The sequence below is a fragment of the Streptomyces sp. 2A115 genome (assembly GCF_052245575.1).
Lineage (GTDB): Bacteria > Actinomycetota > Actinomycetes > Streptomycetales > Streptomycetaceae > Streptomyces.
Map to the genome: position 1 here is coordinate 45475 of NZ_JBQQCG010000070.1, position 17609 is coordinate 63083.

Annotated in this window: 16 protein-coding genes; 6 read left to right on the top strand and 10 right to left on the bottom strand. The window is 69.3% G+C overall.

Annotated elements, in window-relative coordinates:
- The 5 genes from ACTWQR_RS41235 to ACTWQR_RS41255 are packed head-to-tail and all read right to left on the bottom strand — an operon-like array spanning position 1 to position 5339.
- Positions 1–1593 (bottom strand): type I polyketide synthase, encoded by a 1593-nt coding sequence (locus ACTWQR_RS41235; protein WP_443232390.1) that lies wholly within the window; start codon positions 1591–1593, stop codon positions 1–3.
- The gene (locus tag ACTWQR_RS41240) at positions 1590–3359 is read right to left on the bottom strand and encodes a fatty acyl-AMP ligase (protein WP_443232391.1); all 1770 of its coding nucleotides are present in this window, start codon (positions 3357–3359) and stop codon (positions 1590–1592) included. Before ACTWQR_RS41240 ends, ACTWQR_RS41235 begins: the two co-directional genes overlap by 4 nt.
- Entirely contained in the window at positions 3344–3856 is a 513-nt protein-coding gene (locus tag ACTWQR_RS41245; RefSeq protein ID WP_443232392.1) for a hypothetical protein, read from the bottom strand. Before ACTWQR_RS41245 ends, ACTWQR_RS41240 begins: the two co-directional genes overlap by 16 nt.
- Positions 3853–4698 carry a hypothetical protein gene (locus ACTWQR_RS41250; RefSeq protein ID WP_443232393.1) on the bottom strand — a complete coding sequence of 282 codons (846 nt, stop codon included), beginning with the start codon at positions 4696–4698 and terminating at the stop codon, positions 3853–3855. Before ACTWQR_RS41250 ends, ACTWQR_RS41245 begins: the two co-directional genes overlap by 4 nt.
- A gap of 11 nt (positions 4699–4709) precedes the next feature.
- Positions 4710–5339, bottom strand: a complete 630-nt coding sequence (locus tag ACTWQR_RS41255) for a class I SAM-dependent methyltransferase (protein WP_443232394.1) — start codon at positions 5337–5339, stop codon at positions 4710–4712.
- Between the two features lie 154 nt (positions 5340–5493).
- Between ACTWQR_RS41255 and ACTWQR_RS41260 the strand changes: the two genes are divergently transcribed.
- Genes ACTWQR_RS41260 through ACTWQR_RS41270 form a run of 3 tightly spaced genes read left to right on the top strand, consistent with a single transcriptional unit; the run spans position 5494 to position 8545 of the window.
- Positions 5494–6657, top strand: a complete 1164-nt coding sequence (locus ACTWQR_RS41260; RefSeq protein ID WP_443232395.1) for a zinc-binding alcohol dehydrogenase family protein — start codon at positions 5494–5496, stop codon at positions 6655–6657.
- A 51-nt stretch (positions 6658–6708) separates the two neighbouring features.
- Positions 6709–7761 carry a 3-oxoacyl-ACP synthase III family protein gene (locus ACTWQR_RS41265; protein ID WP_443232396.1) on the top strand — a complete coding sequence of 351 codons (1053 nt, stop codon included), beginning with the start codon at positions 6709–6711 and terminating at the stop codon, positions 7759–7761.
- Between the two features lie 46 nt (positions 7762–7807).
- Positions 7808–8545: an SDR family oxidoreductase gene (locus ACTWQR_RS41270; RefSeq protein ID WP_443232397.1), complete on the top strand. Its 738-nt coding sequence runs from the start codon at positions 7808–7810 to the stop codon at positions 8543–8545.
- Positions 8546–8592: 47 nt separating this feature from the next.
- Here ACTWQR_RS41270 and ACTWQR_RS41275 read toward each other — a convergent pair whose 3' ends face one another.
- Entirely contained in the window at positions 8593–10161 is a 1569-nt protein-coding gene (locus ACTWQR_RS41275; RefSeq protein ID WP_443232398.1) for an MFS transporter, read from the bottom strand.
- A gap of 150 nt (positions 10162–10311) precedes the next feature.
- Here ACTWQR_RS41275 and ACTWQR_RS41280 point away from each other — a divergent pair, with 150 nt between their 5' ends.
- The gene (locus ACTWQR_RS41280; RefSeq protein WP_443232399.1) at positions 10312–10755 is read left to right on the top strand and encodes a nuclear transport factor 2 family protein; all 444 of its coding nucleotides are present in this window, start codon (positions 10312–10314) and stop codon (positions 10753–10755) included.
- A gap of 91 nt (positions 10756–10846) precedes the next feature.
- Here the strand turns inward: ACTWQR_RS41280 and ACTWQR_RS41285 are convergent, their stop codons facing one another.
- Entirely contained in the window at positions 10847–11506 is a 660-nt protein-coding gene (locus tag ACTWQR_RS41285; RefSeq protein WP_443232400.1) for a TetR/AcrR family transcriptional regulator, read from the bottom strand.
- Between the two features lie 145 nt (positions 11507–11651).
- Between ACTWQR_RS41285 and ACTWQR_RS41290 the strand changes: the two genes are divergently transcribed.
- Positions 11652–13154, top strand: a complete 1503-nt coding sequence (locus ACTWQR_RS41290) for an MFS transporter (RefSeq protein WP_443232401.1) — start codon at positions 11652–11654, stop codon at positions 13152–13154.
- A gap of 220 nt (positions 13155–13374) precedes the next feature.
- A complete protein-coding gene (locus ACTWQR_RS41295) occupies positions 13375–14058 on the top strand; it encodes a response regulator transcription factor (RefSeq protein ID WP_443232402.1) in 684 nt (227 codons plus the stop codon).
- Positions 14059–14480: 422 nt separating this feature from the next.
- On the opposite strand, the gene ACTWQR_RS41300 is transcribed toward ACTWQR_RS41295, so the two are convergent.
- The 3 genes from ACTWQR_RS41300 to ACTWQR_RS41310 form a co-directional block, all read right to left on the bottom strand.
- Positions 14481–14741 (bottom strand): hypothetical protein, encoded by a 261-nt coding sequence (locus ACTWQR_RS41300; RefSeq protein ID WP_443232403.1) that lies wholly within the window; start codon positions 14739–14741, stop codon positions 14481–14483.
- Positions 14742–14869: 128 nt separating this feature from the next.
- Complete coding sequence (locus ACTWQR_RS41305; protein WP_443232404.1) at positions 14870–15208, bottom strand: thioredoxin family protein; 339 nt, start codon at positions 15206–15208, stop codon at positions 14870–14872.
- Between the two features lie 258 nt (positions 15209–15466).
- Positions 15467–17609 (bottom strand): hypothetical protein (locus ACTWQR_RS41310; protein ID WP_443232405.1); only part of this gene is annotated, 2143 nt, incomplete at its 5' end.

A 17609-nucleotide genomic window follows, 5' to 3' on the forward strand; every position in this document is an offset into this window, starting at 1 on the left:
TCACGGGCGAACGGGTCGGGGCAGGTCGGAGAGAACGGCGTGCGCGTTGGTCCCGCCGATGCCGAAGGAGCTGACACCGGCCACCCGTTCGCCGTCGCCCGCGGGCCATTCGGTCAGCCGGGAGGCGACTTCCATCCCCAGGTCGGACAGGGCGATGGCGGGGTTGGGCCGTGTGTGGTGGAGGGTGGGGGGTATCCGTCCGCGGTGCAGCGCCAGGGCGTTCTTCACCAGGCCCACCAGACCGGCGGCGGCCTCGAGGTGGCCGAGGTTGGACTTGACCGATCCGATGAGCAGGGGGGCGGCCGCCGGCCGGTCACGCCCCAGGACGTTTCCCAGCGCACCGGCTTCGATGGGGTCGCCTAGGGGCGTGCCGGTGCCGTGCGCTTCCACGTAGGTCACCGCGGTCCACGGGATGCCGGCTGCGGCGTACACCTGGGTGAGCAGGGCCTCCTGCGCCGCCGGGCTGGGGGCGGTCAGTCCGTTCGAGCGGCCGTCCTGGTTCACGGCGGTGCCCCGTACCAGGGACAGCACCCGGTCGCCGTCCCGGACCGCGTCGCCATACCGTTTGAGCACGACGCTCACACAGCCCTCACCGCGTACGATCCCGTCCGCGGCCGCGTCGAACGGCCGACAGCGCCCGCTGGGCGAGGACGCCGACGCCTGGTCGGCGTACACCGTTCCGCCGGGCGAGAGCAGCACGTTGACACCGCCGACGACCGCGAGATCGCTCTCGTCCGTCAGCAGGCTCTGGGCCGCCAGGTGCAGCGCCACGAGCGAAGACGAGCAGGCGGTGTCCACGGTGAGGCTCGGGCCGCACAGGTCGAGGACGTACGACAGCCTGTTGGCGATCACGCTGAGGGTCGTGCCCGGCAGCGACCAGCCGTTGATCCCCTGGAGGTCCTCCATGCGCCGTCGCGCGAAGTCGTCCCCGCTGGCACCGACGAAGACCCCCGTGCGACTGCGCGCCAGGCTGTCCGGCGGGATCCCCGCGTGTTCCAGAGACTCCCAGGCGACCTCGAGGAACATCCGCTGCTGCGGGTCCATCTCGGCGGATTCCGCTGGGGAGACGCCGAAGAACTCCGCGTCGAAACCCTCGATGTCGTCGATGAAGCCGCCGACCTGGGTGGTGCGGTCGAGCACCGTGGCGTGGGCGGGGGACGCCAGACGGTATGCCTCCCACCTGTCCTCCGGTACGCGGCGGACGGCGTCACGGCCGGCTCGGAGGAGCTCCCAGAACGCGTCGGGGGTGGAGATGCCGCCCGGCAGCCGACAGCCGACACCGATCACGGCGAGCGCACGGTCGGCGCTCTCACCGGGGCGGGCGACGGCGGCCGCCTCCCCGTCCCGGAGCTTCGGGGCGGGCCGCGGGGTGCCGTCCAGATGGTCGGAGAGCCGACGCACCGTCGGGTGTTCCCAGATGACCGTCGGGGCGACGGCCCTGCCGAGGAACCGGGCCAGCTGACCGGACAGGGCGACTCCGTTCCGCGACGTCAGTCCGTACTCCCGGAACGGCCGGTCGACGTCGATCCGGTCGGCCTCGACGGCACACAGCCGGGCGAGCCGCTCCACCAGCCACTGCCGCAACTCCGTCATGACGGAGTCCGATCGGCGGCGACGGTCTGGGCCGCGAGCTCCCCGCCGGTGTACAGGTCCCGGCAGATGCGGCGACGCAGTTTGCCGCTGGACGTCTTGGGGATGGAGCCGCGGGTGACGAGGGCGACGTCGTGCAGATCGATGTCGTGCGCGTCCGCCACGGCGGCGCGGATCGCGGTGCGCAGCTCCTCCGGATCGACGGTGGCCTCCGGACGCAACTCGACCACCACAACGGCCAGTTCACGCTCCCCGGTCTCCACCGGGAAGGCGGCGACATGCCCCCGCCGGACCGCGGAGCTGACCTGCTCGACCGTCACCTCGATGTCAATGGCGTGGTGGTTGCGCCCGTCGACGATGACGATGTCCTTCGCCCGCCCGGCGATGAACAGCTCGGAGTCGTGGAAAAAGCCGAGATCTCCGGTGCGCAGCCAGCGGGCCTCGCCGTCGAGGACGGCGCGGAACGTCTCGTCGCTGTCCGGGCGCTGCCAGTACCCCTGGCACACGTTGTCGCCTCGGACCAGCAGTTCACCCACCTCGCCGGCGGGCACCTCCCGTCCGGTGGCGGGATCCACCACACGGACGTCCTGTCCCTGGAAGGCCTCGCCGCACCCCACCAGGGGGCGAGCCGCCGGGTCGGCGTCGGCACACGGCTCGACACGGCCGGCGGCCAGGGCCGCCCGGTCGAAGCTGCTCACCACCGGCTCGGCCGCCGCACTGATCCCGGTCACGAGCAGGGTGGCCTCGGCCAGCCCCCAGCAGGGCGAGTGTGCGGTGTGCCGGAAGCCGTACGGGGCGTACGCCTCGGTGAAGCGCGCCAGCGACTGCGCCCGGACGGGTTCGGAGGCGTTGCCGAAGTACCGTACGGACGACAGGTCGAGGCCCGCCCTGTCCTCCTCCGCGATCGCGTCCACGCACACGTCCAGCCCGAAGTTGGGGATCATCGTGTGCGTCCCGCGGTACTCGCCGAAGAGCCGCAGCCAGCGCAGCGGGTGCTGGATGAAGGCGTGCGGGGTCATCTGCAGCGCGGGGACCCCCGTGCCCAGCGGGAGGATCAACGCGAACACGAGCCCCATGTCATGGAAGAAAGGGAGCCAGCTCACGATCGTCGAGTGCTCGTCGACCTGTTGGCGGTCGACATGCTGAGCGACCGACACGGCGATGTTGTGGTGCGTGACCTCGACTCCGCCGGGTTTCCGGGTCGAGCCGGAGGTGTACTGGAGGTAGGCGGTCCCGGAAGGGGCCGTGTCTGCGGGGGTCCACGAGTTGGCGTGCCCGTCGTCCACCTGGTCGGCGAGGACGATGTACGCGCCGGATGTCGGGCCGCCGACGGTGGCGAGGGCCGCCGCGACCGAGCCCTGGTGCCGGTCGACCGTGACGACCACCGCGGGGGTGCAGTCCGCGAGGGTGGGGGCCAACCGCTCGGTGCGGCGCTGCAGTTCGGGCGGCAGCAGGGGTACGGGGAGCAGCCCGGCGTACAGGCAGCCCATGAAGGCCGCCACGTATTCGGGGCCGTTGGGGCAGAGGATGGCCACCCGGTCCCCTGGACTCGCCAGCTTCTGCAGCAGTCCGGCCATCGCCGTCGCCCTGCCGTCGAGGTCGCCGCGGGTCAGCCGGATCGTCCGGCCCGCCCGGTCGGTGTCGTGGTCGAGGAACGTCATGGCGACCGCGTCGGGGCGTTTCCTGGCGAGGTCCCGCACGGCCGCGGCGAATCCGCCGTGCAGTGCCGAGACCTCCTCCCGCAGGGCCGACGTCACGATGTCGTGCACAACGAGTCACCGTCCTTCACAAGCCAGTCGGAGAACGCCGCCAGGTCGGGGAGGATCACTGTCGAGCACGACAGGACGGCCACGTTGTAGCGCATCTCGGTGATCGTGACGACGGTCCGTCCCGCCTGGTAGGCGCCGTACATTTCGGCGGCGGTGCCCATGCTCGGTTCGTGTCCGGGCAGCCACACGACACAGATGTCGCTGGCCGAGGCGAGTCGGGCCATCTCGTGGAACACGTCGAGGAGTTCGAGCACCTCGGGACCGAGGCGCTCGCGGACGATGACCGGCGCGTCGGCGACGGCCGCGAGTGCTCCCCGCATCTCCGCCACGCGGTCGCCGTAGCGCCGCAGCACCAGTTCATGGGGATCGTGCACGACGGCGGCGGGATGGACTCTTTCGATCATCCTGCGCAGCAGGAGACGGTAGGACTGGTCGGCGGCGTCGATGTCGCGGCGGCTTCCCTGCATGACGCCGGCCAGGAAGAAGCTCGTTGTCACTCGTCCTCCGCTGAGTATTCGGGCCACTTCTGGTCGAGTGGTACGACCCGGTGGTAGATCGCCGCGGCATCCATCACGAAGTCCGTGACCTCGGCGGGTGTGCCGTGCACCGCGTCGGCGATCAGGTCCAGTACGCGGTAGAAGTCGGGGGTCCCGGATCGGCTCACCCGGCCCTGGTTGTCCTTGGTGATCAGGAAGGCGGGGTCCACCAGTCGGTCCCGCGGTCGTCCGCCGAAGGGCAGGACGAGTTCGCCCATCCGGCGTTCCCGCCGGTGCAGGGCGCGGACGGAGAGGTTGTTCTGCATGGGTTCCAGCAGCAGGCGCCGGGCGAACCCCGACGGCACCGGGAACGCCGGAAGTTCGGTGCCCAGATGAAAGGTGAACGCCCGATGCGTCACCATGGCGGATCGTCGGGGGCTGAACCGGGAGTACTCCAGGAGGAGGACTCCGTCGGCCACCCACCAGGTCGCGCTCAGGCGTGCGGGCGCGGGCGTCCCGTCGGCGCGGACCCTGATCGGATAGGCGTCCGTGCCTCCCCGTACGACTCCGGACACCGCGTCCGCGCGGCGCAGCCACAGGGGTTCGAGATGCGGCAGGTAGGGGTCGAGAACCGTGATCTCCCCCTCTGCGAAGTACGTCGCCGGCGAGTGGCCGCCCGCGTAGAGATGCGTCGGGCGAAGGCCGGAGTGTTCCGCCACGAGTCGCGCGACCTCGAAGGTCTGCCAGCCGCAGCCGCGGCCCAGACGCCACGGCGGCGCCCCGGCCCCGTAGTACTCGTGGTAGGAGGCGGCACTGCTGTACGGGACCCGGAACTGCACCTCCGCCAGCGCTTGCGAGAACACCGACGCCCGCGTCACCTCCGGATCGCCCTTCCGGTGAAGTAGGGCCCGCTGAACGGGGGTTTGGGACTGATCGGCGCCGGCGGATCGGAGACCGTCACATCGAACCCCAGGGCCTCCATGCGCTCTATGGACCGGCGGTTGGGACGGCAGCCGAACTGAACGCGCCGCAGCAGCGGGCTGGTCAGATCCTGGGTCCGGCCGCGTCGGCCGACGTCACGGACATGCTCGAAGAAGGACAGCTTTCCGCCCGGTTTCAGCACTCGGTGAATCTCGTGCAGTACGACGTCGAGGTCGTCCACCATGCAGAGCAGCAGAGAGGAGACGGCGGCGTCGAACTCTCCGTCGGAAAAGGGAAGGCGCTCGCCCGAGGCATCGATCACTTCGACCGTCGGCACCAGGCCGTCCAGTTTCCCGAGCAATTGCGTACGCATGCCGAGTGAGGGTTCCACGGCCACCACATGGTCGGCCTTGGCGTAGTACGGAAGATTACGTCCGGTGCCCGCCCCTATTTCCAGCACACGACCGGTGAGATCGCCGACCACGGCGGTGCGCAACCGCGGTCCGTCTATACGCCTTTCCAGTCTTTGCGAGAGGCTGTCGTACTGCCGGGCGAGCATCTGTGATATGCGACCGTTTCCCATGCCGGGCAACCCTAGCCCCGGGTCCCGAACGGCCGCAATAGAGAGTGAATTTTCTACGAAATCGTAGAACTACAGCATCGTAGAAAATTCGAGGGCCTGTTGCTTCTGCCGCGCATTCATCGCTACGGTCATTTCAGGAGACGAGGAGGCGAACGTGATCAACACTGATGCTTGGGTGCTCCACGCCGGACCGGAGACCGCCGGCCCGGAGACTCGACCGACCGGAACTCTACACCGCGAATCATTCGCCTTCACCGAACCGAGCGGCCACGAATCACTGGTCGAGCCGCTGTACGGATCCTGGGAAGCGAATATCGAGCACGCCCGGTCGCGTCGACCGATCGATGTGTGCCGTATACGGGACGAGAAAAAGGTGGTCCTGGGAAATCTGGGCATTGTGCGGGTCCTGGATCCCGGCAGAACCGATTCCCTCGAAGAGGGCGACATCTGCATGGTGATGCCTTTCTCGAAACGCGACCGATATGGTTACGCGGAGCTTGTCTACGCATATGAAGCACCGCACACCATCGGACTTCTGGCGAAGCGCACGAAAGTGGATTCCGACCTTCTCCTCCCCATTCCGAAGCAGAGTAGGTACTCGCTCCCGCAATGGGCGGCCTACGCCCGCTACTTCACCGCCTGGGACAACTGGCGCGTCGCCCACCGCTGCTGGTCGACGCAGATGGAGGACCAGGACCCCGGCGACCACCTGGTCTTCGGCTGGGGCGGCGGTGTGGTGCTCGCCGAGCTGCAACTGGCCAGGCGGGCCGGGTTCCGGGTCGCGATGACCGCCGGCAGCGATGCCAGGCTGGCCGAACTCGACCGGCTCGGCATCACCGGAGTGGACCGGCGGCTCTTCCCGCATCTGACCCACGATCCCGACAACCCGCCGAATGATCCCGCCGCGGTGGCACGTCACCGCACGTCCGAGAAGGAATTCCTGAGGACGGTCAACGCCCTCAGCGACGGGGCCGGCGTCGCCATATTCGTCGACAACATCGGGGCACCGCTGTACAAGGCGACCGTCAAGGCCATGGCCCGGCAAGGAGTCGTGACCACCGTCGGCTGGAAAGAGGGGATGCGAACCTACAGTCTGCGCGCGAGTGAGTGCATCAACCGGCACCTCCACGTCAATACGCATGTCTGGCGATACGAAGACTGCGCGACCATACGCGACCAGCAGGAGCGCACGGCATGGATGCCCTCGATCGATCCGGCCGGAATCTACGAGTTCGACGAGGTTGAGCAGCTCGCCGAGGACTACTCACAAGGGAAAATCGAATCCTATTTCCCGCTCTATCGCGTGAACCACGCCTGAGGATCCCCACCCGAGACCCGCTGGACTGGACCGAAGAAAGGAAATCACTCCATGGCGAGGCATTCGCTGTACGACACGGAGAGCCGGCCCGGGGCGGGAATCAGAGCGATCGGCCGCTATCTTCCGGAACGGGTGGTCACCAACGCCGAGCTGGCGCGGACCCTTCCGACGAACGACGACTGGATACGCGAGCGGATAGGTATCGAGGAACGCCGCTTCTCGGCGCCCGACGAGTGGTCGTCCGATCTGGGGGCGAAGGCCCTTGCGGACGCCTGTCACCAGATGAACATCGACGTCCGCGACGTGGACCTGGTCATCTGCAGCACCTATACGCCCGACCATATGCTGCCCAATACCGCGGCCGCGATCACGCACAAGGCCGGTATGCCTCTCACTCCGGGTTTCGACGTGAACAGCGGAGGGTGTCCGGGAGCCGTATTCGCACTCGACGTCGGCGCGAAGTACGTCACCTCCGGAGAATATCCGCGGGTGGCCGTCGTGCTCACGGATGTGGGAACGAAACTCTTCGACCCGGAGGACCGCACGGTCGGCGTCATCTTCGGCGACGCGGCGGCCTGCTACATCCTGGAGCCGACGCTCCCCGGAAAGGGCATGGGAGACGTCCTCCTGCGCAGCGACCCCGATCACTACGCGTCGGTGTACGCCGCACGTGAGTCACGCACGGACAAGAACGGCCTGCCGAAGAAATCCGCGTTCGGGGACAACTTCACGACCATGCGCGGAAACGACATCAAGGAGTTCGTCCTCGGCGTCATACCCGAATTCATCCGGGAGTTCGTACTGAAGGCCGGGCTGGAGCTGGACGACATCGACTTCCTCGCCCTGCACCAGGCCAACCGGAACCTGGTGCACGGAATCCTCGACGCCCTCGGGCTGCCGCGCGACAGGACGCTGACGAACATCGAGTTGCTCGGCAACACCTCCGGCGCCTCCGTCCCCCTCGTCCTGCGGGAGGCAGTCGACTCGGGCCGTCTGCGCCCGGGCGGGCTCGCGCTGCTGACCGCGTTCGGCGGCGGGTTGAACTACGGGGCCGCCCTGGTCCGTTGGTGCGGACCCGAGGACTTCGTCATCCAAGAGACGTGATCCCCACCCGACAAGACGTGATCCTCACCCGACAAGGAGACAACCCTTGCACGTCACCTATGACTTCACCGGACGGACGGTGGTCATCACCGGCGCCGGCCGGGGCATCGGCCTGGCGGCGGCCAGGTTCTTCCACGCCGCGGGAGCCGTCGTATGGCTCGTCGGCCGTGACGGGGCCCGGCTCAAGGAAGCGGCCGACAGCCTGGACGGCGCGCGTTTCGCGGAAGTCGACGTCAGTCGCACACAGGAGGTCACCGACGTCGTTTCGGATGTCATCTCGGACACCGGCCGGATCGACGTCCTGATCAACAACGCGGGAATCCTACGGGACAGGATGATCTGGAACCTGACCGACGAAGACTGGGACTCCGTGCTCGCGGTGCACCTCGGGGGCCCCTTCCGCTTCATTCGTGCCAGCGTTCCGCACTTCCGCCGGCAAGGCCGGGGACGCGTGGTGAACGTGACGTCGTACGCCGGAATGCACGGCAATGTCGGTCAGACGGCTTACTCCGCCGCGAAATCGGGGATCATCGGTCTCACCAAGACCGCCGCGAAGGAGCTCGTGCGGTTCGGCGTCACCGTCAACGCGATATCCCCCGTGGCCGAAACCCGAATGATCACGGCCCTGCCCGATGAGCAGCGCGAACGGCTCCAGAGCATCATCCCGGCGGGATACTTCGCTCCCGCAGCCGAAATATCCTGGGCCTTGGCCTATCTCGCGTCGGATCAGGCCCGCTATGTGACCGGCACTGTGCTCCCCGTCGACGGCGGGATGTCGATCTGACTGCGGACCCTGGCCGTCGACGGGTACGGGCGACCCCCGGCCGCCGATCAGCCGGGCTGCTTCTCCTGGAGGCGAATGCTCTCCTCCCTGCCCGGAGCGAGGAGCAGCACGGCCACCGCACCGAGGGCCACGAACGCCGCGGCGACGATCATCGCCCGGTCCAGCCCGTCCGCGAAGGCATCACGGGCCACCTCGGCCACGCGGGCTCCGGCGGCACCGCCGATCCGTTCCGCGACGGTGAGCGCGCCGTCGATGGAGTTGCGCACCACCGCCAGCGACTCCGAAGGGATGGTGTCGCCGCGTTCACCGACACCGGAGCGGTAGCCGCTGTTGAACGCGCTGCCGAGGATCGCGATGCCCAACGCCCCGCCGACCTCGCGGGTGACGTCGTTCACCGCGGACGCCACGCCCTGCTTCGAGGCCGGGAGGGAGGCGACGATCGAGTCGGTGGCCGGCGCCAGACACATGGCGATGCCCGCTCCGACGACCGACGTACCCAACAGCACGGGAAGGTAGGTGGAGTCCTTGTCCAGGGTGGCCAGCACACCCATGCCCCCTGCCATGATCGTCATGGCCACCGTCATCACGACCCGCAGCCCCAGCCGCCGTACGAGAGCGGGAGCCGCGGGCGAGACCACGGCGACGGCGACGGTCATGGGCATCAGGGCGAGACCCGCGACCAGCGGCGAGTAGTCCTTGATCCACTGCAGGTACTGCAGCATCACGTAGAAGAGGCCGAAGATCGCCACGCTCGCCATGACGATCACGACCGAGCCGGCGGCGAAGGCTCCGATACGGAAGAACCGGGGGTCGAGCAACGGATGGGCGACACGCAGTTCCCACACCACGAACGCCAGCAGAGCCCCGGCACCGCCGACCGCCGCCACCACGACGGCGAGGTCGGTCCAGCCACGCTCGGGACCTTCGATGATCGCGTACACGATGGCCACGAGGCCGACGACCGACAGCAGTGCGCCGACCACGTCGACGGGAGTCTCGTCCGGATCCTTCGAGGTCGGCACGACCGCGAGGATGAGGATCCCGGACACGACCGCGAGTCCGGCGCTCACCCCGAAGGTCGACCTCCACGAAAACGCCTCCAGCAGCGCGCCGGAGATCAACAGACCCAGCAGCGCGCCGCCCGCGGCCACCGCCGACCAGATCGCCACGGCCCCTGCCCGCTCCTCCGACGGAAAGATGGTGGTGACGATCGAGAGCGTCATTGGCATGATCATGGCGGATCCCACGCCGGCCACCGCCCGCAGGAGGATGAGCACGCTCGGATCGTCCACCCACATCGCCGCCGCGGACGCCACTCCGAAGACGAGCACACCGGCCAGCAGCATGCCCTTGCGCCCGTAACGGTCACCCAGGGCTCCGGCGGGCAGCAGGAACCCGGCGAAGACAAGACCGTAGGAATTCATGATCCACAGCAGCTCGGCCTGACTGGCCCCGGTGTCTCCGGCGATGCCCGGCAGCGCCACGGTGAGACCGACGACCATGCTGACGATCATCATCAGAGCCACACACATGACGGCCAGAACAAACCGCCGTCGTGCCGGTCCAGGCGGCGCGCTCAGCACGGGAGACGTGGCCGTCCCCTGCGTTTTCTCCATGTTTCGCTCCTTGCGCGGCCCTGCCCGCGTGAGGCGGAGGCCCAACGATACAAACGATTGATTGAAACGATCGCTTGAACTACCGTAAGGGAGGCGCCCCGAGCGCCGCAACCAGGTGCGCCGCACCGGCGCCCACGGGAGGTAATCGCGTTGACTTCGCAGCACAGCACCGAGAAGAACAAGCAAACGGTTCGCGCCTTCATCGACGCGCTCAACCGCCAGGACCGCACCGGCCTGGACGCACTCCTCGCGGATGACGCGACATGGACGGTGTGCGCACGCGATATTCCGGGCGCCGGCACCCACGAGAAGAAGGTGGTCCTGGACCGGATCATCCCGACCATGCTCGCGATCTTCGAGACGGGCGAGCCACAGACTGAGATCACCCGCATGATCGCGGAAGGCGATGTCGTCTGCGCGGAGGCGGTCAGCCACGGCCGGTTGCTCCACGGCGCGGTCTACGAAAACCAGTACTCACACGTGTACGAGGTCCAGGGCGACCGCATCACGTCCATCAGGGAGTACACGGACACCGACTACGCGGCGAAGATCATGGCCGGTGCAGTGGAGGCCGGTCATTCACTCGACCTCTGACGGCCCCTGACGGAGCTCTGGCATGCATCGGGCAGACATCGGGCGGGGTTCGGTACGGGCCGCGGTGGCAGCTCGCCGGGCCCGCACCCGTTCACGCGCTCTCGAAGACCGCCAGTACGGCGTCCACGAGCCGTTCCGTTTCCCTTTCCCTGTCCCGCTCCGTCGGCGCGGAAGGGGATCCCGCGGGGGTGCCGTGGGGGGCCAGATCAGCGAGGGCACCCGCCTGGTGGAGAGCGAGGAGACCGACCATGGCCCGGTAGCGGAAGGCGACCTCGTCCGGGGACAGCGCGGGCAGGGCTCGGACCAGCTCCTCCAGATAGCGGCCTTCCACCGCTTCGACCTCCTGGGCGAACAAGCGGCGGATCTCCGGGTCCGGTTCCACCATCACCCGGCCGAGGAGGCGTACGACGGCGGGCGTCCGGTCCTCCAGCTTCCGCGTCAGGTTCGCGCCTGTACGGACGAAGGCTCCGACCAGGTCCGCCACCTCGGGCTTGCCCTGGCCGGAGAGGAAGTCGTCCAGCAGACGCCGCCGCTCCTCGTTGACCGGTCGCATGGCCCGGCCGACCACCGCACGCAGCAGGCCTTCCTTCGACCCGAAGTGGTAGTTGACCGCGGCCACGTTGGCTCCGGCGGCCTCGGTCACCGCGCGCGTCGAGGTCGCCGCGTAACCACGCTCGCCGAACAGCCGTTCGGCGACGTCGAGAATCCGGTCCTTGGTGCCCGGAGGCGTGGTCACGTCCTTCTCAGCCATGACCTCAATCTAAAACGATCGCTTGAAACGGGCAAGGCCCGGTTCCCCCGAGGCGCATCAAGAAACCTTTACATGGCCGTTCACTTTAGGATTCCGCGGCGCTACGGTAACCCTTACAGCACCGTCAGAGATCAGGAGCGCACCGGTGACCCAGGAGAGCTCACCCCACGGGCCTGCCCATCCCGGAGCACACCACCACGAAGACGAGCACGGCCCGCCCGCACCGCATCGCTGGGCGACCCTGGCCCTGCTGTGCATGGCCCAGTTCCTGCTCATCGTGGACGTCACCGTCATCAACGTCGCACTACCCACCGTGGGCGACGAACTCTCCCTCAGCGCAGGCCAGTTGACCTGGACGGTGACGGCGTACACCCTCTGCTTCGGCAGTCTGCTGCTGCTCGGCGGTCGCGCCGGTGACGCGGTGGGCCGCAAGCGGATGTTCCTCGCCGGACTACTCGTCTTCACCGCCGCGTCCCTGCTGTCCGGTCTGGCCGAGGACGGCGGAACCTTGATCGCCGCCCGCGCCGCTCAGGGTGTGGGAGCCGCCATGCTCTCCCCTGCCGCGATGGCGATCATCACTTCGATGTTCCATGGCGCCGAACGCAATCGCGCACTCGGTGTATGGGCGGCCATCGGCGGCAGCGGAGCCGCGTTCGGCGTACTGCTCGGCGGTCTGCTGACCACCAGCCTGGGCTGGGAGTGGGTCTTCTTCATCAACGTCCCGATCGGGGCGGCGGTCCTCCTCAGCGTGGCCGTCCTGCTCAAGGAGAACGAGGGGAACAAGGAGCGCTCCGGTGGCCACCACCAGGACTCCCCCGGAAGCATCGACCTCGCCGGTGCCCTCACCATGACGGCCGCACCCGGCTTGCTGATCTACGGCCTCGTCCAGGCCCGCGAGCATGGTTTCGGCTCGGGTTCGAGCCTGCTGCCTTTGGCGGGCGCGGTCGCCTGCGCGGCAGTGTTCGTGGCGGTGGAGAGGTCGGTACGCGCGCCGCTCGTACGGCTCTCCGTGCTGACGCGCCGCAGCCTGGTCGGAGGCAGCGTGGTCATGCTCGCCGCATCGGGCGTCCTGATCTCCATGTTCTTCCTCTGCTCGCTCTACCTGCAGCACGTCCTGGGGCTGAGCGCCCTCAGGACCGGGCTGGTCTTCCTTCCGGTGGCGGTCGCCATCACCCTCTCGGCGCACCTGAGTTCGCAGGCGATCGGCAGGTTCGGCTGGCGTCCGGTGGCGACCACCGGCTTCGTGCTCGGTGCCGCAGGGAGCTTGTTGCTGGCGCAGGTGGAAGAGAGCGGGAACGCGTGGACCCAGGTACTCCCCGGCTTCCTGCTCGTCGCGTTCGGCCTGGGCGCCGGGTTCGTGTCCGCCACGACCAGCGCGATGAGCGATCTTCCGCACGAGGACATGGGGCTCGCCTCGGGCCTGGTGAACACCTGCCACGAGATGGGCGCCGCCCTGGGCGTGGCCGTCGTGGCCGCGGTCGCGGGCGCGGGTCTGGAAGCGGGAGGAGAATCGGCCCCGTCAGTGAGCGGTTTCGACAGCGCCTTCCTGGCCTGTGCGGTGATCTCCCTGGGAGCGGCCGTGGCCGGCGCGTTGCTGCTCCCGCGTGGGCGCCCCGATCCGTCACAGGGACCGGTTTTCGCACACTGACCGGCACTGTCCGTCACCCGCCGCTCCACGTCAGGCGCCGTTCGTCAGGGCGCACGCGGACACCCCCCGACCCGTCCGGGTGGCGGGTCGCTTCAAACTGCTTGACTACGCAAATACGGCGATCGATAGTACTTCCCGATGACAAGCATTGTTCGTCGTCTGCCGGGAGGGACATCGTCATGGGGGAAGACCGTTCGCGTTGTCCTCAGGCACAGTGCTTATGACTGCGGCCACGGGGGGCCGCAGCACGACGTCCGGCCACATCCTTCTGATCGACCCGGACCCCACCTCCCGGACTCTGATCCGGCGGGCCCTGGAGGAATCCAGCCCATCCGCGCCCGTAACATCGGTCGCCACCTCTGCCAGCATTCCCGTCGGCGGCCTTGGCGCCCCGCTGACCCTGGTCATCTCCTCCGAAGTCAACCACCATGATGTGGCTCCCCTCGTGGGCTTGCTGACCCGGCAGGACACGCACGTGGTCATGGTCCTGCGCATGCAGACGCGCGAACGGTTCGAGGACCTACTGGGCTTCCCCTTGGACGCCGTCGTACATGTCGAAGACCTACGCGGTCCAGCGGTGGCCGAAGCCCTGGCTTACCGAGCCGACGAGACGGTCGCGGTCTCCCGGCATGCCGTACGCCAACTGTTCCACCTGGCCGGCAACTCGGCCCCCGCGGAAATCGCCACCCCCTCTCTCACCGCGCGGGAGGTGGAAACGCTCGACGGCATGGCGGCAGGCATGAGCAACCGTCAGATCGCCCGCGCCATGGGCATCTCGGAGCACGGCGTCAAACGCCACGTTGCGCACATTTTCGCCAAGCTGAACTGCCGCAACCGCACGACCGCCGTGGCCGTGGCCCTCCGGACTGGTCTGGTGCCGGATCGCCCCTCACGGAGTCGGTGATGCCCAGGGCAAGCCGGTCACCGGAAGCAGGCTTCCTCCGCCCGGCCCCACCTCTCCCCCGGCGACGTCGAACTGTTCGGCAGCCCTGAATAGCCGCCGCTGTCCCGTCCCTGGGCTCAGCGGGCCTTGGGCAGCGCGTCCAGGACGAGGTCCTCGCCGTGGCCGACGACCCGCCACACGGGCTGATCGGGCCCCTGCCGGGTCCGCTGCGCCAGGGTCGTGGTCGCCACGGTGAGCCGGTAGTTCACGCTCCGGACGCGGCGGGCGCGCTCGTGGAAGGCGGCCTCCCTCGTTGCCGGGGCCGGAGGCGAAGACGAACAGCACCGGCGGGACGGGCCGGTCCATGGACGGCCCGGCTTCCAACGACCCTCAGGGACACCCCGGTTACGCCCGGGCCGAGCCGATGCGAGTAGCGGTCCTGGTCACAGGCAGGTGGGGAACCGGCCGCCGGGCAGTTTCCGCAGCCAGCCGCGATCGGCCAGTCTGACCAGTTTCCCGCGCAGCGGTTCCAGCTTGGCCGGCGCACTGACGTCCACCCCCAGTACTTCGCCGACCTGCCGGGCCATGACCGGTCCGGCAGCCTGCCGCACGGCGGCGAGGATGCGCTGGTAGTCCCGCGGAAGCGTGGCCTCATCCACGCGTGACGTACGGGTGGTCAGGAAACCGCCTGCAAAGCGGTGCACACCGGTTCGAATCCGGTTGCGGCCTCAGGAATCCCTCCACTGTGGAGTCACCGCTGAAAATGTCACCCCGGCGCAGCTTCCATAGACGAGACGTGACGGGCGTCGCGGCCACGTGCCGCAGCGGCCGCTCAGAGGTGGCCGTCCAGGAACTTCCGTACCTCGGCGATGGTCATAGGCCCCGTGCCGTGCGCCACCGCCTCTCCCTCCTTCAGCAGGACGTAGGACGGGGCTCCGATGATCCCGTATCGCTCGGTTGCGGCCGGACAACGCGTGATGTCGGTGCGGACGGCCGTCAGGCGGCCCGTGTAGTCGTCGGCGATGCCACCCATGACGAGGTCCATCACCCGGCAGGGCTCGATTGCCTTGGGCCATGCCCCGGTGAAGTATGCGAGGACCGGAACTCCGCTCATCCCTAGGATGAAATTGAACTCCGCGTCCTCACGGGGTCGGTGAACCCGCTTCGCCATGGACGCTCCTGACCTCACGTTCCATCATTCCATCCCCATCATCCCTCGCGCGGTGTGCCAGGCCGGCCCGGTCGGTCGTCCGGCTGACCTGTCGGAAGGGAGGCACGGGGCCGTCACAGACCCCGGTGGTCCCCGGCGCGAGCGGCCCGGCCCCCCGCGGACCACGAGGAAGGCCGCCCTCATACCCTGCGATCACTCCAAAGAGTGACCACTCGACCGGGCCCGAGGTTAAGGATCAAACTCACGCTCCCTGGGTCCTCAGAGGCGGGTGGCCATCACGTGCGCGAGGCGCAACAGGTCGCGCACGCCCGGATTATCCCCGTCAGCCCGGGCCAAAGCCGCGCGCTCGGCGTCGCCCAAACCGGTCGGCGACCGCCGCAACAGCGAACCGGGATGGTGCAGATCGTGCACCCGGGTCACGAACGCGAAGGAGCGGCGCCGCGGCGGCGCGTCCACGTCGAGCTGCCCGGAGTAGATGACGTGACGTCCGCCCGGCGCCGCCAGCACCGCGCGCAGGCGACGGGCGGAGCCGACGATCGCGGGCGGGGCGTCGACCGGGGCGAGACCTCGCCACGGGTCGAAGAAGCGGACCCGGCCCTCGGAACCGGCGTGACCGCCGACCACGTCCCAGGCCGGGACCGCGCACAGCTGCGACAGCATCGGGGTGTCGCGGGACGCCACCGGCCGCATCCCGTCGGCGTCCAGCCGCCACAGCACCAGCCCGCCGTGCCGCCCCGCCGTCACGAGCGTGTCCTGCCCGGCGAAGACCAGCTCCCGTACCGGCGCGTGCTCCGCCGGTACAGGGGCCGCGTCCAGCGCGTGGCCGAGTGCGGCGTGGACGGCGATCAGGCGGTAGCCGTCGCACAGCACCATGCGGTCGCCCTCCGGGGTCACCGCCATCGGACCGCCGGTGCTCAGCGCCCACTGCCCGAGGTCGACCTGGCGCAACTCCCCGGTCGTCTCCACGACCAGGACCTGCGGCGCGAGGGGCAGCGAGACCACGCATCCGTATGCCGTGGCCGCCAGATGCGCCCCGGTGAGCGTGCGGCCGCGCGCCAGCACCTGCGTCTCGCTCGGCGTGTGCCGGACCAGCTCCGCCCGGGCCTCGTACCCCTCGCTGCGGCGCAGCACGACCACGTCCCCGGGGCCCAGGACGGCGAGCGAGTTGTGGCACACGGGACCGCGGTGGAGCACCGTCCGCGTGCCGGACTCCGGCTCGAGGGTCTCGATCACCTCGCGCGACTGCTCGTCCGAGTCGTCCCCCACGTGCGCGATGGCCAGCACCTCGCCGCCGTGCCCGAACGCGCTGTGCGCCGCGGAGAACAGGCCGAAGTCCTCGGGCAGCGTCCGGGTGGCCGCGCCGGCCGCCCCCTCTACGAGGGCCCGCGCGCGGCGCGGGGAGAGGGACCGCAGCCAGTCGAACAGTTCCGCATCCAGCGGATGGCCCGGCGCCCCGGCGCGCCGTGGGATCCGGTGCACGAGGTGCACCGCGTCGGCGACGGGAGCGGAGCGGACGAGCTCCCAGTACGCCGGCCAGTCCCGCCGGCGCGCGAGCCCGCTCGCCGTGTCCTCCAGTACCGCCGCCGACACGTGCGGCACGGGCAGCAGCTCCGGGAGCCACCCGTCCACCGCGATCCGGGCCTCCGGCACCCGCCGGCCCAGGGAGTCGGGATCGAGCACCCGCCGCGGAACGTCGACCTCCGGTTCCGGCGGCAGGCCCGCCGCCCGCAGCGCGCTGTTCTGCCGCAACACCGCGTCGCCCAGGGACGACATGTAGGTGGCGGGCGCGCGGTCGGCCAGCCTGCGCAGCCACGTCACCGCCTCCTCGCCGACCTCCACGGCCTCCTGGGAACGGTCCGCGTCGAGCAGGATCCCGTGCAGGCTCATCAGCGCCGTCGTCCACGCGGAGGTGTACCGGTGCGGATCGGCCTCGGCGAGGCGCCGGTTGAGCTCGGCCACCTCCCGCGCCGGCGCGACGGCCTCGGCGTGCCGGCCACGCGCGGACAGGTGCTCGCGCAGCCGCTCCAGCGACGCGACGAGCGGCGTGTCCTCGACCAGCGCCCCCTCGCGCACCAACTCCCGGCCCAACTTGACCGCTTCGCGCAGGGCGACGTCCTCCGCAGGCGGACGGAACGTGAGGGCCGCCCCGTTGGACAACGCGATCGCCAACCCCCTGCGCTGCCCAGGATCGTGGACGGCGGCCCTGCGGTACGCGATCGCCGCCTCCTGGTTGGCCCGGTAGGCCTCCTCCCACCGACCGGCCGACTCCAGATGCACACTGACATTGGCCAGCGCGGTCGCCCGGTACGGTTCGTACCGGCGCAGATCGTCCCGGGCGAGACGGGTGAAGAGGTCCACCACGCGCTGCTGCGTCGCCACCGCTTCGCCGACCTCGCCGGTG

Excerpts from the sequence above, each read along its gene's own strand:
- ACTWQR_RS41235 (WP_443232390.1), bottom strand. The coding sequence starts at position 1,593 with ATGACGGAGTTGCGGCAGTGGCTGGTGGAGCGGCTCGCCCGGCTGTGT.
- ACTWQR_RS41255 (WP_443232394.1), bottom strand. The coding sequence starts at position 5,339 with ATGGGAAACGGTCGCATATCACAGATGCTCGCCCGGCAGTACGACAGC.
- ACTWQR_RS41265 (WP_443232396.1), top strand. The coding sequence starts at position 6,709 with ATGGCGAGGCATTCGCTGTACGACACGGAGAGCCGGCCCGGGGCGGGA.
- ACTWQR_RS41275 (WP_443232398.1), bottom strand. The coding sequence starts at position 10,161 with ATGGAGAAAACGCAGGGGACGGCCACGTCTCCCGTGCTGAGCGCGCCG.
- ACTWQR_RS41285 (WP_443232400.1), bottom strand. The coding sequence starts at position 11,506 with ATGGCTGAGAAGGACGTGACCACGCCTCCGGGCACCAAGGACCGGATT.
- ACTWQR_RS41295 (WP_443232402.1), top strand. The coding sequence starts at position 13,375 with ATGACTGCGGCCACGGGGGGCCGCAGCACGACGTCCGGCCACATCCTT.
- ACTWQR_RS41305 (WP_443232404.1), bottom strand. The coding sequence starts at position 15,208 with ATGGCGAAGCGGGTTCACCGACCCCGTGAGGACGCGGAGTTCAATTTC.